Annotated in this window: 12 protein-coding genes; 4 read left to right on the forward strand and 8 right to left on the reverse strand. The window is 61.5% G+C overall.

Annotated features, from left to right (window positions below):
- Positions 1-78 precede the first annotated feature (78 nt).
- The 3 genes from ACRWA7_RS25705 to ACRWA7_RS25715 all read right to left on the reverse strand — a co-directional run bounded on the left by ACRWA7_RS25705 (position 79) and on the right by ACRWA7_RS25715 (position 5,433).
- On the reverse strand, positions 79-1,662 hold the full coding sequence (locus tag ACRWA7_RS25705; protein WP_060856362.1) for a mannose-1-phosphate guanylyltransferase/mannose-6-phosphate isomerase: 1,584 nt from the start codon (positions 1,660-1,662) through the stop codon (positions 79-81).
- Between the two features lie 213 nt (positions 1,663-1,875).
- The gene (locus ACRWA7_RS25710; protein ID WP_438393083.1) at positions 1,876-3,336 is read right to left on the reverse strand and encodes a flippase; all 1,461 of its coding nucleotides are present in this window, start codon (positions 3,334-3,336) and stop codon (positions 1,876-1,878) included.
- Between the two features lie 225 nt (positions 3,337-3,561).
- The gene (locus ACRWA7_RS25715; protein WP_438393084.1) at positions 3,562-5,433 is read right to left on the reverse strand and encodes a serine aminopeptidase domain-containing protein; all 1,872 of its coding nucleotides are present in this window, start codon (positions 5,431-5,433) and stop codon (positions 3,562-3,564) included.
- A 265-nt stretch (positions 5,434-5,698) separates the two neighbouring features.
- On the opposite strand from ACRWA7_RS25715, the gene ACRWA7_RS25720 reads away from it, so the two are divergent.
- Entirely contained in the window at positions 5,699-6,658 is a 960-nt protein-coding gene (locus ACRWA7_RS25720) for a glycosyltransferase family 2 protein (RefSeq protein ID WP_438393086.1), read from the forward strand.
- Positions 6,597-7,574, forward strand: coding sequence for a glycosyltransferase family 2 protein (locus ACRWA7_RS25725; RefSeq protein ID WP_438393088.1), 978 nt, complete (start codon positions 6,597-6,599; stop codon positions 7,572-7,574). The genes ACRWA7_RS25720 and ACRWA7_RS25725 overlap by 62 nt, the downstream gene beginning before the upstream one ends.
- Positions 7,575-8,277: 703 nt before the next feature.
- On the opposite strand, the gene ACRWA7_RS25730 is transcribed toward ACRWA7_RS25725, so the two are convergent.
- From ACRWA7_RS25730 to ACRWA7_RS25750, 5 genes are all read right to left on the reverse strand, one after another.
- Positions 8,278-9,387, reverse strand: a complete 1,110-nt coding sequence (locus ACRWA7_RS25730; RefSeq protein ID WP_438393089.1) for a glycosyltransferase family 4 protein — start codon at positions 9,385-9,387, stop codon at positions 8,278-8,280.
- A gap of 94 nt (positions 9,388-9,481) precedes the next feature.
- Positions 9,482-10,663 carry a glycosyltransferase family 4 protein gene (locus tag ACRWA7_RS25735; RefSeq protein ID WP_438393091.1) on the reverse strand — a complete coding sequence of 394 codons (1,182 nt, stop codon included), beginning with the start codon at positions 10,661-10,663 and terminating at the stop codon, positions 9,482-9,484.
- A 56-nt stretch (positions 10,664-10,719) separates the two neighbouring features.
- Complete coding sequence (locus tag ACRWA7_RS25740; protein WP_438396784.1) at positions 10,720-11,922, reverse strand: glycosyltransferase family 4 protein; 1,203 nt, start codon at positions 11,920-11,922, stop codon at positions 10,720-10,722.
- A gap of 59 nt (positions 11,923-11,981) precedes the next feature.
- The gene (locus ACRWA7_RS25745; RefSeq protein WP_438393093.1) at positions 11,982-13,658 is read right to left on the reverse strand and encodes an O-antigen ligase family protein; all 1,677 of its coding nucleotides are present in this window, start codon (positions 13,656-13,658) and stop codon (positions 11,982-11,984) included.
- A gap of 132 nt (positions 13,659-13,790) precedes the next feature.
- Positions 13,791-14,327, reverse strand: a complete 537-nt coding sequence (locus tag ACRWA7_RS25750) for a GNAT family N-acetyltransferase (protein WP_438393094.1) — start codon at positions 14,325-14,327, stop codon at positions 13,791-13,793.
- A gap of 350 nt (positions 14,328-14,677) precedes the next feature.
- On the opposite strand from ACRWA7_RS25750, the gene ACRWA7_RS25755 reads away from it, so the two are divergent.
- Both ACRWA7_RS25755 and ACRWA7_RS25760 read left to right on the forward strand, forming a co-directional pair.
- Entirely contained in the window at positions 14,678-14,929 is a 252-nt protein-coding gene (locus tag ACRWA7_RS25755; protein ID WP_060818814.1) for an acyl carrier protein, read from the forward strand.
- The gene (locus ACRWA7_RS25760) at positions 14,926-16,203 is read left to right on the forward strand and encodes an acyl-CoA dehydrogenase family protein (protein WP_438393096.1); all 1,278 of its coding nucleotides are present in this window, start codon (positions 14,926-14,928) and stop codon (positions 16,201-16,203) included. Before ACRWA7_RS25755 ends, ACRWA7_RS25760 begins: the two co-directional genes overlap by 4 nt.
- Position 16,204: the final 1 nt, after the last annotated feature.

A 16,204-nucleotide genomic window follows, 5' to 3' on the forward strand; every position in this document is an offset into this window, starting at 1 on the left:
GTACTCCGTGCTTCCCTGTTGCCTTTGTGCCCCGCCTTGACCCGCAAACTTCCTTGGAGTCAGCTTCGCTGGCCGGGTTCATGCATCCGTCTGGCGCTTCTTTTTATCCGCGACGCGTCCGTACTGATCGTCGAAGCGGACAATGTCGTCTTCGCCCAAATATGTGCCCGATTGCACCTCGATCATTTCCAGCGGCGTCTTGCCGGGATTTTCCAGTCGATGCGTGGTGCCAAGCGGAATGTAAGTGGACTGGTTTTCAGTCACGAGGAACGTCTCTTCACCTCGTGTAACAAGCGCCGTGCCGCACACGACAATCCAGTGCTCCGCGCGATGGTGATGCATCTGCAGCGAAAGCCGCTGACCGGGTTGCACCACGATCCGCTTCACCTGGAAGCGCTCGCCATGTTCGATCGAATCATAAAAGCCCCAGGGACGCTGCACCTTGCGATGATCGTGCGCCTCCGTACCTTTCGCGGCTTTCAGGCGGCCGACCATCGCTTTCACTTCCTGCACCCGGTCCTTCGACGCCACCAGGACCGCATCGGCCGTTTCAACCACGACCACGCCGCTCACGCCCACACACGCCACGAGCCGGCCATCCGAATGCGCGAAGCTGTCTTCAGACCCTTCGAAAAGCACACGGCCGCGCGCCACGTTGCCGTCTTCATCTTTACTGGACATGTCCCACACGGCGTCCCACGCACCGACGTCGGACCAGCCGGCCGCGAGCGGCACGACCACGCCCGGGAAACCCGGCTCGTGCGCAATGCGTTCCATCACCGCGAAGTCGATGGAGTCCGACGGACACGCTTCGAATGCGTCGACATCGAGTTGAGTGAAGCCGTCCTGATGCAGCCCGCGTTCGAACGCGGCAATGCACGCGGCGTGAATGGCGGGTTGAAAGTGTTCGATCGCGGCGAGCCACACGGACGCACGGCACACAAAAATGCCGCTGTTCCACAAGTATTCGCCCGATGCCAGATATTGCTCGGCAATCTCACGCCGCGGTTTTTCCACGAAGCGTTCGAGCACGCGCGCTTCCATGGCGTGAGCGCTCGACCGTTCGAGCGCAGCGCCAGCCTTGATGTATCCGTACCCTGTTTCTATCTTGTCCGGCACGATGCCCAGCGTGACGAGCGCGCCGCCTGCGGCATGCTCGATCGCGGTCGCAATGGTGCGCTGGAACGCTTCGAGATCGGCGACGGCGTGGTCCGCGGGCATGGCGACCATGACGGGATCAACGCCCGGTACGGCCGCGAGCGCGGCCCACGCGGCGAGCGTGAGCGCCGGCGCGGTATTACGCGCACATGGTTCGAGCACGATGCGCGCATGGCGGCCGTTGCGTTCGATCTGCTGAGCCGTGAGCAATTTGTGCTCCGATCCGCAGACCACGATCAGTTCGTCGGCGGTATCGAATGGCATGCCTGTGTCGACGCTAACCGATCCATCGCCTGACGCATCGAGTCCGTCGAGACGGCGCAACGTGGCTTCCAGCAGCGACTCCGAACCCATGAGTTCGATCAGTTGCTTGGGAAACTGCTGCCGCGATAACGGCCAGAGACGGGTGCCGGAGCCGCCTGCGAGAATGACGGGCTGCACACGCACGCTCACGGCGCTCTCCGCGGCCGCGCTCGCAAGGGGATGGTTGGACACGTCCACGATGACTCCTGATGCGTTGAAGCTGATTGGGGGCTGAACGCGTCGAACAGGTGCGGACGCGCGGAACACACGCATCGATTGATGCGCCATTTAAGCAGGCAAATCTTTTTAGTTCTGTGCGCGCGCGAACGCCCGCACGTTGTTATGTCGTCGGTATTTCACGAATTTCACGGGCAAACCCGGCGCTTGTCTGCGGTCGCGGGAAATGCGCACCGCTCATCCCGCGCCCTGCAGCACGCGTTGCCGCAAGCGCATCGCCACCTCGCGCAATTCGCTCGACTCGACCAGCGACCATCCAAGATTACCCACGACCAGAACCACGCCGATAGCCGCCATGCCTCGCAGCGAATCCATGTAGTCCGCGCATAGCGTGGCGACGACCAGGAACACAAGATGCCCCGCCATGTTGCGCAGGATGGGTTGTGGCTTGAGCTTGGAAAAGTAGAGGAACGCCGCGTAATCGAAGAAAGTTTTCGCAACTACCGCGACACCCGCGCCGAGCAGCCCATACCAGCGAATGCCCAGCCACAGGACAAGCGCAAACACTGGCAAGCCAATCCAGCCGACCCGCGCCACGTGCGCCGGATTGGCCTTGGCCTGGATCAGCACGCTCATGATGCTCGACTGTCCCGCAAGCCATACGCCAATCACAAGTACCCGTCCGACAGGCGCGGACTGAACGCCCATCTCGTGGCCGAGCCAGATGTTCAGGAACGGGGCCAGCGCGAACAGCGCAACCACCACGCACGGTGTGAATGCGCAGTTGAGAAACGCCAGCGCCTGATGCGAGAGCGCACCGGCGTGCTCGCTGCCGGATGCTGAAAAGCGCGGAAAAAGCGTGCGCAACATGGCGCTTGGCAGCAGGTTCAGGCGCGTGACCAGGTTCTGCGGCGTGGCGTAGTACGCCACGGATTTCGCGCCCAGCATGGAGCCGATCACCACCCGGTCCAGTGTGGTCGCGATCATGTTCGCGCCTGAAAACAGCAACAGCCAGCGGCCATAATTGAAAAGTTCGCGGATCAGCGGCCATTCGGGCCTGGAAATACGCGTAATGCCAAGTGCGCGAAAGGTGCCATAGCCAAGCAGCAGCGCCGCAAGAAAACGCGCGATAACCGCAGCCGGCACGACCACGGCCAGCGAGGGCGAGAACAGATACAACGCGGCCAGCGGCAGCAATTGAAACAGGAACGTGCCGACGGTCTGGTTGGTGTTGTAGAGCGCGAACTTTTCCACGCCGCCGATCGCGCCGCTGAACACCCACGACACATTGGCGATCGGCACGGCGATCGCGATCCACGGCAGCGCTTGCAGCACTTCGCGCTGGAATGCCGGCGCGATGGTCGCAATATGCACCACGTAGATATAGGCGCCGAACCAGATCATGATGGCGCCCGCAAAACCTGTCGCAAGATTCAGGAAGAAAGCGCTCCAGAAAATGCGCTGGATGCTGCCGTCGTTTGTATCACGCGCCTTGGCGATGTGATTTTCGGTCGCCATCGAAATGCCGAGGTCGAGCACGCTGAAATAGCCGATCAACGCCCACACCAAATTGATGACGCCATACCGTTCAATGCCCATGCCATGGATATAGGCCGGCACCGTCGCGAGCGAGACGAACACGGGCAGGATCAACCCGGCGAAATTGATCGCGATGTTCTTGATAAGACTTTTTTCCATGGAACGACGGCCGATTGCAACGAAATCACACAGGATGAACCCGGGGACCGCCAAGAAGCGTGCGGTAATGCGCGCACGTTCAGACGTGTCGCGTAGTGCATGTATTGACGCTCCGGCTTGCAAACAGGTTGACAGCCGAACATCAGACAATTGTTGTAGGGTAAATCCCTAGCGCCCCCGGGGTCTGTGCGAATACGTACGTACCCGAGGGCGGCTTGCAATTCGTTACATTCGCTGTGCTTGCTGCGGTTCGAGAATGTCCGCATGCCGCTCCTCGCGACCTTGTGTGCGGCGGTGAAAGGATGGCACAACGGTAAGCAAACGCGTCCGCCGGCGTTCGGACTCCACGGGTTGCAGCGACGCGTCACGAACAAAATCGATAAGCGAAACCATCAGACTTTCGCGTGCCGGATAAGAGAAACACGCGTGATCGAGCGTCCCGCGATGGATCGTTTCCACACTACGCCACTTGCGCATGCGCCGGCCGCCCGCGCCAAAGAACACCGCGAACTCTTCCAGGCCAGCATCGGCTTCACCGTAGATGAAACGCACCTTGACGCCGCGCTCACCGAGGCTGCGGACCATCGCCCGCACGCGCGAGCCGATGGTGTCCACACCCACTGTGCGTTCCGCGATATACGCCATGCTCGCCGTGAACCGCGTGCGCATGCGTCGTGCAAGCTCACGTGCGATTGGGGCGATCTTGCGCTCACCACGCAAGACGCGCTTCCATTTGTGAGCGGTCGCAAAAGAACGGACGAACGTGCTGGTCGCGGTCCGCGGACGATTTTCCTGGCCGGCTGGCGGCATCGGATCTTCGGGGGAACTGAACCTGGGCGTATTCACCAGCGTCAGCGACCGGATGTGAGGGCTGACTGTTGCCGCGTGCAGGCACAAATAGGCGCCCGAACACACGCCGAAGCACGAAACCTCGTCCAGACCGCGCGACGCCAGATACGCGGCCGCAGCCACTACGTCGTCAACGTTTCTGCGGCTAAAAAGCATGGAGAGCGGCCGATGATCGACGGGCGCCGCGCTGTCGCCGAGTGCGCCGACGTCGAAACGAAGGGACGCAATACCTTCGCGTGCAAGCCGGCGCGCAAGCGTCACGGAAATGCGGGCGTCACCAATGCGATGGGTCGCTCCCGGGTTCACGAATATGACCGAGCGGCGCGACGCCGTGCCGTTTAACGGCTCACAAAGAATCCCGAACAAGCGGCCGTTATCGAAGATGACGGGCGTTTCGCGCACGCCGTTATCGATGAGCATCGCGGCTGGTGGGTTCTTCGCGATCGCAGCGCTTGAAAGCGCGGGCGGACCCAGCCATTCGACAATGCGCGCAATTGCCTCGCGCGGCGTTTCGGTCACGCCGGATTCCTGCATGAACGCGCTGCATTCGTCGAAGCTTTCGAGGGCCGCGTCCGCTCCGGCGGCCGAGCAGGCATCGACGAGTTTTTTTGAACGCACGGGATCGTAGGAATCGAGCACGAGCAAACGGCGCGGCGGATGCTCCACAAGCCGGGCATCGCGCAACAACTCGAATTTGCCCAATTTCGCCACGCTGGACGCCACCAGGCGATGCCCGACAACTTCAGCGTAATCGGTATCGGCCCGCGCCCGTTCGACATAAAGGCCGCCCGTCTCAAGCCAGTTCTGCTGCAGCAGGCGCAACTCGCGAAGATATTGCCGGCCCGACAGGACCGGCGCGAGCAGCACGAGCTCACCTATATTCTCATCGGCCGCGACCTGTGCCGCGAGCGTTGCGCCAAGGCGCAATCCGCACAGCGCGACCTCGGTTACGCCGGTGGTCTGTTTCAGGAAAGCCACGGCTGCGCGAATGCTTTGCAGCCAGCGCTCGAGTTGCTCCTTGCCCGCGCCGGGATCCTCGGACTCGCCGGCGGAGTCGCCGGTGCCGGCGTAATCGAAGCGCAGCGTGGGCGTTCCAGCCGCCGCAAGCTGCTCGGCCAGCACCCGCCAGCCCTTGTGTACCCACATTGCCTCACGGCCGAACGGCTGGCACAGTACAACCCCTCGTGTGGCGGACGACGCGCCCGCGTGCAGCCAGCCAAAACAGTCATTGAAAGTTACAGGCTTCATCTCAGCATTGCGCCCCGAAAGAGCGTTGGTATTAAGTTGTGGGCGTATTACACGTTTTGTAAGACGTTCATTCAGTGCGCCCGCACACACACTTTCGACCCCGCCCTGATTTTTCCGCCACGAGCGTAAAAACCTGCTGGGAACCCGCAACGTTGCGCCATCCGATGTTCGATGTCCCACAGACGCATGTTTCTGCGGCAAGTCAAATAGCGCATCACGCCGCGCCGTGCATGCGCGGCACACGACAAAAACGCCGGGGAAACAAATGGCCACCACCTCTCACGAATCCAGTCAGCCTGCCGCGCCGTGCTTTTCGGTCTGCATCTGCACACGCGACCGGCCGGAGGACCTCGCCCGGGCATTGCGTTCGGTCGAAGCGTCGACTTATCCGGCGCATCAGATCATTGTGTCGGACGACAGTAAGGAACCGCACACGCGCGCGATGGTGACTTCCGAGTTTCCGCAAGTTGTGTTTCTCGAGGGACCGCGCCGCGGACTGGGCGCAAACCGCAACAACGCGCTTGACGCTGTCACCGGCACGCACGTGGCGTTCATTGACGACGACGCTACCCTCTCCGCTGACTTCCTCGCGCGGATGGCGCAGTCGCTTCAGAACGGCGGCCAGCATCCGGAAAAACTGATTATTACGGGCTACGAACTGAATCACGGCACGCGGATTTTCGCGAATGCGGTTACGTTCCTTGGTTTTCAGTCTCGGCCTTATAAGGCCGGCGACTATCACAACACCGTGGTCATCAATAGCGCCGTGTTTCCGGCCTGGCTTTTCAAGGTGATCCGTTTCGACGAACATCTTATCTATGGCTACGATGAAGTCGATATCCTGATGCGCGCCACATTGCAGGGAAAATGCGCGGTCCGCACGCTGCCTGAAGTGTTCAATTGCCATTATCCGTCGATGGTGAATCGCGAGTACTACGCCTCGTTCGTGGAGGCTTCGCGCATCTACGTGACGCACAAGCGTTATCGCTGGTTTGAACGCAATCGCACGAAGGCGGCCGTGTTCCTGACACTGGCCGTGGCTCACAACCTGCTGCACAACCTGCGCGCACATGGACCGAAGGGCCTCTCGCGCAGCATGCGCACCGTCTCGCTCGCGCGCGGCTATATTCGCCGATACACCCCGGAAGGACTCGCCCTGCAAAATGAAAATAACTGTACTTGTACCCACGTACCGTCGAACCTCGGATCTCGCCCGGTGCCTTGATGCGCTCGCGCGGCAGCAGCGCGCGCCCGATGAAGTTCTGGTCGTGTGCCGCGGCGCCGATGAAGAGACGCAAGCCTGGCTCGCGATCGAAAAATCGCGGGCGCGTTTGCCGCTCGTGAAGGTGGAGGTGTCGCAGGGCGGCCAGGTTGCCGCGTTGAATGCAGGACTGGATGCCGTCACGGGTGACATTGTCGCGATTACCGACGACGACGCCGCGCCGCGTCCGGCGTGGCTGCAGCGCATTGAAACGCATTTCGCGAACGCGCCGGATGTTGGTGGCGTGGGTGGCCGCGACTGGGTGCACGAACATGGCGAGACGCTTGATGCGTCCGAGCCGGATGTTGGCCGCTGGCAGTTTCCGGGCCGCGCGATCGGCAATCATCATCTGGGCGTGGGTGCGGCACGCGACGTGGACTTCCTGAAGGGCGCGAACATGAGTTATCGCGTGAGTGCGATTCGCGGCGGCGCTATTCGCTTCGATACGCGTTTGCGCGGAACGGGCGCACAGGTCAACAACGACATGGCGTTCGCTTCGGCGGTGCGGCGTGCGGGATGGCGTCTGGTCTACGATCCGGCGGTGGAAGTGGATCATTATCCGGCGCAGCGTTTCGATGAAGATTCGCGTGCAGTGCGGGGTAGCCGGAGCTGGGTTGCGATCGAGAACGAGTCGTATAACCTGCATCTGGTCGTGCGGGACGAATATCGCGGGGTGCGGCGGCGCATTGCATTGATGTGGCTGATGGTCGTGGGGCATGGCGCGTGTTTGGGGTGGGTTAATCTGGGGCGGGCTCGCTTTCTGCATCGGGAAGGGACAGCGTTGCAGCGCTGGCGTGCAGCACGTAGTGGGGCGGCCATCGCCAAGAGGGATTTTGCTACGCGGCGGTTGCAGAATGCGCAGGGGGAGTTGGTCGGGTAGACCGGGGGTTGGTGGGTCGTGGGTCGTCGCCGTTGGGGGTCCTGCTTTTTGCGCCTGCGCGCGGTCCCTGTTCGTTGGTCCTTTTTAGCACTGTTAGCCACTGTCCGTGGCGGGACTTCATTTCTTTGTCCAACGGCGACAAAGAAACGAAGCAAAGAAAACGCCTTTCAACCGCTAATTCTTAAGTGTCCCGAGCGTGCAGTTTCATCGGTTTGGGACTTCAAAAGAACCCTCGACGCCATAACCACCAACACCTGAAACCCTCCCCCTCCGAATCCCTACATCCACACGCTTCGCCACCAGCGCTCTCGGGCAAGCACACAACCCCACGAAACCAGTACGGCCAAACACCCCATTTGCGTGCAAGCACGCAAATGGTGGCGCGCTGCGCGCGCTACGCTTTCCTGTTTGAGGCTACTCACACTGGTGGCGAAGCGTGTGGGTATCTGTGAACGGAGCGGGAGGGTTTCAACTGTCCGGGGTTTTACGCTGGGCGTTCTTTTGAAGTCCCAAGCAGATATACATGCACGCTTGGTCTCTTTAAGTATTAGCGGTTGGAAGGCGTTTTCTTCGTTTCTTTTTCGCCGTTGGAAAAAGAAATGAAGTCCCGCCACGGATAGTGGCTAACAGTGCTAAAAATATCAACGAACAGGGACCGCGCGCAGGCGCAAAACGCAGCAACCCAGCGTTGACCAATGCCGCACTAATCCCCCACCCAAGCGCCAGCGACATTCCCTGTCCTCAATCCCTGCACCTTGCGCCCATCAATCGCGCGCTGATATACCCCAAGATGGTCCGCACAAACGCGCTGCACTGAAAACCGCTCAACCCCACGGCGTGCGCGCTCCGCATACTGCGCCCGTACGGGCGAATCCATCAAAAGCCACCCAATCTTCGCCGCCAACTGCTGCGGTTGCCCCGGCGCCACAAGCACGCCCGCTCCCCCATCGAGCATCTCCGGCACACCACCCACTTTCGTAGCCACAATCGCACACCCCGCTTCGCGCGCTTCGCTCAAAATCAGCGGCCCAGGCGCCTCATGCGGCGCAAACACAAAGACATCAGCAGCCGCAAGATAAGCACGCGGATCCGCAACAAACCCCACAAACGTCACATAGTTCGCAATCCCAAGTTGTTCAGCGAGCATTTCCATCAACCCGCGATCGGGCCCATCACCCACGAGATAAAGCCGTGCATCGTGCGTATGACGAACCAGCGCAAACGCATGCAGGATATCCGCAATACCATTACGCTCGAACATCGACGAGACGCTCACCAGCACAGGACGCCCCAAATGCAGCGGCCGTGGCAGCGGACGTCCGGCGAAGCGAGGAGATCCGACCGCGCCGCTCGGCACCACACTCAGGATGTCAGCCATCAAGCCACGCTCCTGCAAGGCATTCCCCATCGCGTGGCTCACCACGATCACACGGTCACCAAAGCGCATCAGCGAAGCACTCTTCTGGATATCGTGATGAATTGTCGTCACCAGCGCGAAACGCCGGCGCATGCTGCCAAAGCGCGAAATCAACGCACCAGTCATCATGTGCGCATGCACCACGTCGGGATTGAAGCGCTCGATCAGCCGGCCGAAACCCGCGATCATGGCAGGCACGCGCCACGGCTGGCGCGACTGCTGCAACAGTACGTGCGTCACGCCGTGACGACGCAGCAACGGCTCATAGCCACCGCCCGAGGACGCAATCGCGACGTCGTGTCCGTTGCGCGCCTGCGTGCAGGCAAGATCGATCATTGCGTTGACAGTGCCATTGCCGTTGCACTGCGCATGAGTAGCCAGGTGAACTATTTTCATGACAGGTTCGCTTCGAGGTTGGACGGCGCACGCGCGCCGGGCCCTTCTTTCTTATTGCTGACTCTATGCTGCGCACGCGTTGAAAAGCATCACGTCAATACGAGTCGATCGCTTCCCGATACACCGCCGCCGTCTGCGCCGCAATGACGGGCAGATCGAAGTGAGCGCGCGCATAAGCGCGGCACTCGGCCTGCGTCGGCAGCGGCCGGCGACCGAGCAACGCGCCGCTCAACCCCGCACCCAGCGCCTGGAAACCACCGGCTTCGAGCACGAGTTCGGAACTCAGCGGCGCGACCGCTTCAGGCAACCCGCCGACCGGCGTCACGATCACGGGCGTTCCGCTTGCAAGCGACTCGATGGTCGTCAGCCCAAAGCCTTCCAGCGCGACCGTCGGCACGACCGACACGTTCGCGGCGCGATACCACAGCGGCAACGCTTCATCGGCGACAAAACCCGCAAGCCGCACATGTTGCGAGAGCCCACGGTATTCAATTCGCGCCTGCAACGCAGCCATCAACGGCCCTTTCCCCGCAATGGTCAGCAACACGTCGGGCACCGCCTGACGCACGATGAACATGGCATCGATAAGATCTTCCAGCCCCATGCGCGAAACCAGCCGGCGCACGCAAAAGAGAATGGGACGGTCCTGCGGCAGTCCAAGCGCGGTGCGTGCGGCATGTTGATCCACGTCGGTACTGAAGTGATTCACGTCCACGCAACCGGGCACGATGCGAATCGAGTCCGCCTTCACGCCGTACTGCTTATGCAAGACGTTGCCAAACGCCTGCGACAACACAATATGCCGGTCGCCGCGCTGGTACACATGCCGCTCCAGCGCGCGCCGCGCGCCTGCGCTTGCCTGTCCACGCGCGCCGTGAGCCGATTCATCGCCCCACGGCCCGTGAAAATGAATCACCTTCGGTACGCGCGAAAACTTGCCGAGCACGGGCGCCGCATACAACGCGAAATGCGCCGCCACGACGTCCGGCATGCGGGCATTGCGCAGTTCGACGGCTGACCGGCGCACGGCAAGCAGACGTTTTATCAGCGGCGCGTCTGCTTGCGCGAACGGTGTTACCACGCCATTCGTGGTGGTGCGCACATTCTCCGTGCCCGCAACCAACCCGCGAACCGCCACGCCTTGCGCCGGCAACGACTGGATCAGCGTGCTCACCATGCGGTCGAGGCCGCCGGGACGTTCGTCGAACCAGTTCATGCCGATCTGCAGCGAGTCGATGTTCCGCTCGCCCGGTTTGTCTTTCGAGGCTGTATTCATAGGTGCTTTAACACTCGGAGGCGCCCCATGGATAATCTTGGATTCGAATACCGTGCTCATGTCTTCACCGATGCAGTTTCGCGGTGCGCCCGCGATTGATGTTTAGCGATCCTTTCAATCTTTCGGCTGGCCGCAATCTCTTCGAACAGCGCGAGATAACGGGCGGCCATGGTCTGCCACGACAAGGTCGCGGCCAGCGCCTGGGCCGCATGTCCCATGTCGCGCGTGCGCAATGGATCATCTGCCAGTCGCGAGATGGCGTCGGCAAGCGGTTTTTCGTCGTCGGGATCGTCCAGTACCATGCCACACGCGGGCGTGATGACTTCCGCGCCGCCCGCCGTGTGCACGGTAATCACCGGCAATCCCGACGCGAGCGCTTCCAGCATCACGAGGCTCATTGCTTCGTAGCGCGAAGGAAACACAAAGGCATCGGCACAACGCATCAGCGCGGGCATCTCGCGGATCATGCCCACGAAATGCACGCGGTCCGCGATTCCAAGCGATGCGGCCAGCGCTGGATAAGGACTGTTCGCGGTATTTGCGGCCACCGTGAGATGCACGTTCGGCGAACATGTCACCAGTGCGCGAAGCACGGTATCGAGGTTCTTGCGTGCGGTGCGGATATCGCCGGCAAAGAGCAGCATGAACGGCGCTTCGGGAAGATTGAAACGCGCGCGCTGGGATGTTTGCGCAGGGTTCGGTGAAAATTCAACGTTGTCGACGCCGTTATGAATCACGCGTATCTTGTCGCGCGCCATGCCGAGCGCGACCAGCTCGGCGGCCACTTTTTCGGACACGGGCACAAGCATGCCGGCACGCTTGAATGCCCAGCGTTCGCACCACGCGTTGAGGCGCGTGAACAGCACCTGATACGCGGCATACGGACCGCCGCTCAGGCGAAACGGGTAATAACCGCTCTTGTACCAGCCGGTATGAACGAAGTGAATCGCGCTCACGTCCGCGCGCGTCCATGCAATGAAACCGTTGACCTGCACCACGTCGAACTCGGCGCGATGAGCGCGGATCCAGGCCGCCGCGCGCAACGCGAAAGCCTGGTATTTCAGCAAGCGCGTAGGCACGCGGCTCGGCGCAAGCTGCACGATCGTAACGCGCGGATGACGCGACAAGGTTTCATCGACTGTCGTGCAGAGCAGCGTGACCGAGTGGCCCACAGCGAGCGCAGCCTGGACAACTTCGTAGTTGACCCGTCCTTGCCCGTCGTTCTTGCCGATGGTATGAGTGACGATAAGCAGCTTCATGCGATCCTCGTTGAATACTGAATGATCGGCCGTGCAATCGGCCTGTTCTATGATTGCGTTCATGGGACTAGCGGCGAAGGCCGCGCAATGCTGAGTTGTGCGGCGGTTCCGGCCGGTGCAGGCGCGTGCCCTTCGGCGGCGGTCATGTCTTTTTGCGCCTTGAGCTTCATCTGCGAGCGCGATTGCATTTCGAGCGCATAGCGCCTTCCGGCAACCGGCAGGATCACGCCGATGAAAAAGAACACACCGCCCGCGCCGACCAGCGTATTGACGAAGACCATCATGGCGAGGACGGCGAATGCGGCTGCCGTACCAGCCACGGCAAAGCGATCGTTCTTGCGGGCGAAGCTCGTGACAAACGCACGCAGCACGAGCGTCAGCACGCCTGCCGTGTACAGCACCAGCCCTGGCCACCCGAGCACGTAAGGCACCTCCATCAGGCCGCTGTCGAAGTCGACGTTATTCGACGAACCGTCGTCCGAGAGCTTCGAGCCAATGCCCGTCATGCCAAGTCCTCGGCCCGCTATGTTCGTGGTCATCTCCGAGAGAAAGTGCCTGTAGATCTCGGTACGCACCTGATAGCTGTAGTCGTTGTCCAGTTGCGTGACGGTCGAGAACCGCGCCGTGGCTTTTTCCGATATCTCGTCCACCATCAGCGCCGGGGAACACAGCAGCACGATTACCGCAATACCGGCTGCGAGCCGCAGACGGCTGCGGGTATCGAGCATGATGAACAAGTAAAGCAATCCGATCGCAAGACCGCCAGCCACGCTGCGCGACATCGTGCCAATCAATGCCGGCACCGCGAGACCGCCTGCAAGCAGCGCCATCTTGTTGCGCGCGGCAAGCGTCATCAACAGGCAGACCATCATTGCAAGCGCGAACGGACCCGACGAGTTCATCGTGCTGGACACGCGCATGGAGAACGGCGCGGCGACGCCTTCGGACGTCATGCCGCAATGCGCCAGCCAGAACGCATCCCACGCCGGGGGATTCACATACTGAATCACGCCATATAAAGCGATCAGGAAACCGCCGAAGACAAAGGTCTTGAGCAGGACCCGGTGATATTCGGGGTAGTGCCGCCACGTAACGAGCACATGAAATCCGATCAGCACCGGGAACAGCCATGAGATCAGCACGTAGGAGGCGGCTGCAATGCCCGCCCCCACCATGCCGATGAAATAGCCATAGAGCATGGAGAGCACGATCAGCGTGAGCGGGATGGCGCGCCGCTGCATCAGCACGCGAAAATGAGTCAGCAGGTTCACGCCGCAAAATGCCGCGGCCATCACGGGCGCCAGCATGATGAGGCTGCGATCGCTGAACGCCCCGTTGAAGTAGTCGGCCAGGCGCCGCACCTCAGGCGTCAGGAAAAATAGCCAGAGCACGAACGACAGGTAATGCGCGGGCGAACGCCTGAACAGCAGCGCAGTCACCGCCAGCGCGCCCGCGGGATAGATGAATTCGAGCAAGCGGCCTTGATGCAGCCCGAGCAGCAACGCGGTCAGCGCGGCGAATCCAAGCGGCGCAATCATCAAGCGGCGGCGGCGGGCAAGTTCGGCGCGCGCGCGCGCCTTGGCGGTCTTGGCAGCGTTCCCGGCGTGCGCCCCCTGATCAGGCGCGCGAACGCCCTCGGCCATCTTCTCGCGCTGCGCCATCCAGGGCGTTTTCCAGGTCTCGACGCGCTCGTCCTGCGACCCGTCTCGAACATTCTTGATCGAAACACTCGACATCGTGCAATCCTGAAAAGTAGAGGTCGGCTCAGTGAAGCGTGCATTGCACACTCTCTTCGCGTCCTCTGTGTCATTTGGAAACGTCCAAGCCGACGTTGGGCACCTGCTTGTTCAACACATGCGACTACAGCTTCAAATCTCTTCGACTACATCGATGCAACCCGCATCCATCGTGTACGTTCTTTCCACATACGCACTCAGGCACGTGCTCAGGCGGCTCTTGCGCACCATGCCGATCGTGCGGACGCCGTGCTCGTCGAACGGTCCTTCGTTCTTGCGAAAACCGAATGCTTCATAAAACCCGCGCAGACCGACAGGCGCGGCCAGCCGGACGCTGCGTCCGGGCCAACGCTCGCCGGCCGCCGCGATCACACGTTCGATCAGCGCGTGCGCCGTGCCGTCACAACGCCTCAGCGGACTCGTCAAGATCTTGTCCACCACGACTTCCGCAACCGCGCCGGCATCCGCATGCAAACGCGCATAAGCAACAACCGGCATCGAACGGGCGATATCTTCCGCACCGAATACATGGACCGACGTTTCATCACGGCCATCGGGGTCCAGATGCACGCGGGACTGTTCGACAACAAACACGGCGCTTCTCGCCCGGAGGATCAAATACAGCTCCCGCGCGGTGATCTGCTCGAAGTCGAGGGCCTTCCAGTTCATGTCCGGGTTCCGGTCGCAGTAGCGCCGGCAGCACCGGCTTGTTCCATGTTCATACGATACGTCGCCAACCGCGCGGCTTCCGTGCGGCATCGCACCGACGCCACCCCTTGTCAATTCGTTAAATACGGTCACCGGAAGCAATCCGGCAATGAGGAACGGCAGCGAGAAAAAGCCAGGCATCCCACCCACATGGAATGACCACCGGGCTTCACAACAAGCGAGCCTTACGGCGAGCCGTTACGGATTGCAAGACCAACCCGGTCCGGGCACGCGACCAAGCCAACTACGAAATGGCCGCGGCCGGTTTCAGGTGACACACCTTTAGTGACGCTTCTTTGGGGGGCTATTAGATGAAATCCGCATTGCGCCGCATCCTTACCGAATCCGCCCGGCTCGACGTTCCGGCCGAATCACTCGCTGATGACGCCGACCTCTACGCCGCGGGGCTGTCGTCTCTCGCGACCGTTCATCTGATGCTCGCCGTGGAAGACGAGTTCAACATCGAGATCCCCGATCGCATGCTGACGCGGCGGCTCTTTTCATCGATCAATTCGCTCGCGGCCGCGGTAACCGAATTGCAACAGGCACAGGCGGCCGCATGAACGCCCCCGTGCGGATCGCTGTTTTATCAGCGAATGCCGAGCAGACCGCAGCGCACGCAGCGCCGGCCGCAGCGGAAGTTCCCGAGGCATCGGCTGAACCCCTCTGGCTCGCCGCCACACGCCGAGTCGCGCAAGTCGCGGCGCAAAACGCTGGCTCAGTCGATCGCGACGCACGGTTTCCGGCCGAAGCAATCGATGCCATGCGCCGCGAGCGGCTCTTGTCCGCCATGGTCCCGGCCTCGCTCGGCGGTGCCGGCCTGACGCTCTCCGAGATCGCGCAGATTTGCGAAACGCTGGGACACGCGTGCTCGTCGGCGGCGATGGTCTATGCCATGCATCAAAGCCAGGTAGCGTGCATTGTCGATCAGGGCAACGACGTTCCATGGGTGCGCCAGATGATCGCGCGCATGATCGACGAGCAATGGCTGCTTGCATCGGCGACTTCGGAAGAGACCATTGGCGGCAACATGCGCAACAGCGCGTGCGCGGTCGAACTGGTCGATGGCGCATTCAGCATTGAAAAGCTCGCGCCGACCATTTCCTATGGCGCGCACGCCGACTGCATCCTGGTCACCGCACGCCGCTGCGCCGACGCGAGTCCGTCCGATCAGGTGCTGATCGTGGCACCGCGCGAGAAACTCGTGCTGGAAAAACGCGGTGGATGGGACGCACTCGGCATGCGCGGGACCTGCAGCGAAAGCTTCCGGCTGAATGCGACGGGCCACGCAGAACAGATCCTGGCCATCCCGTTCGCGCAGATCGCCGACCAGATCATGTTACCGGTCTCGCATACGTTGTGGGCCGCGGTATGGGTGGGCATCACCTCCGACGCCGTGAACCGTGCGCATCAGTTTTTCCGCGCTCAGGCACGCGGCAAACCGGGCGTGTTGCCTCCGTCGGCCGGGCGGCTCGCCAACGCGGTCGCAGAGTTGCGCATGATGCAGGCACGCCTTAAAGATGCACTCGATGCCGCCAGCATTGCATCGACCGAACGCGGGGCGTGCGACTTCGATACGCCACTTGGTGCATCGTTGAACCTTGCGTCGGACATGAATACGCTCAAGCTCAGCATTTCGTCGCTGGCGCTGACGGTCGTGCAGGAAACGCTGATGATCTGCGGCATGGCGGGTTACAAGAACAACACTGAATATAGCGTCGGGCGTCATCTGCGCGATCTCTTTTCCGCGCCCTTGATGATCAGCAACGATCGCATCCAATTGAACACGGCAAATCTGCTGCTCGCGCAGCGCACGCCGGCTACGGGGAGAAACTAGG

It is taken from the genome of Caballeronia sp. DA-9, assembly GCF_051615025.1.
GTDB lineage: Bacteria > Pseudomonadota > Gammaproteobacteria > Burkholderiales > Burkholderiaceae > Caballeronia > Caballeronia sordidicola.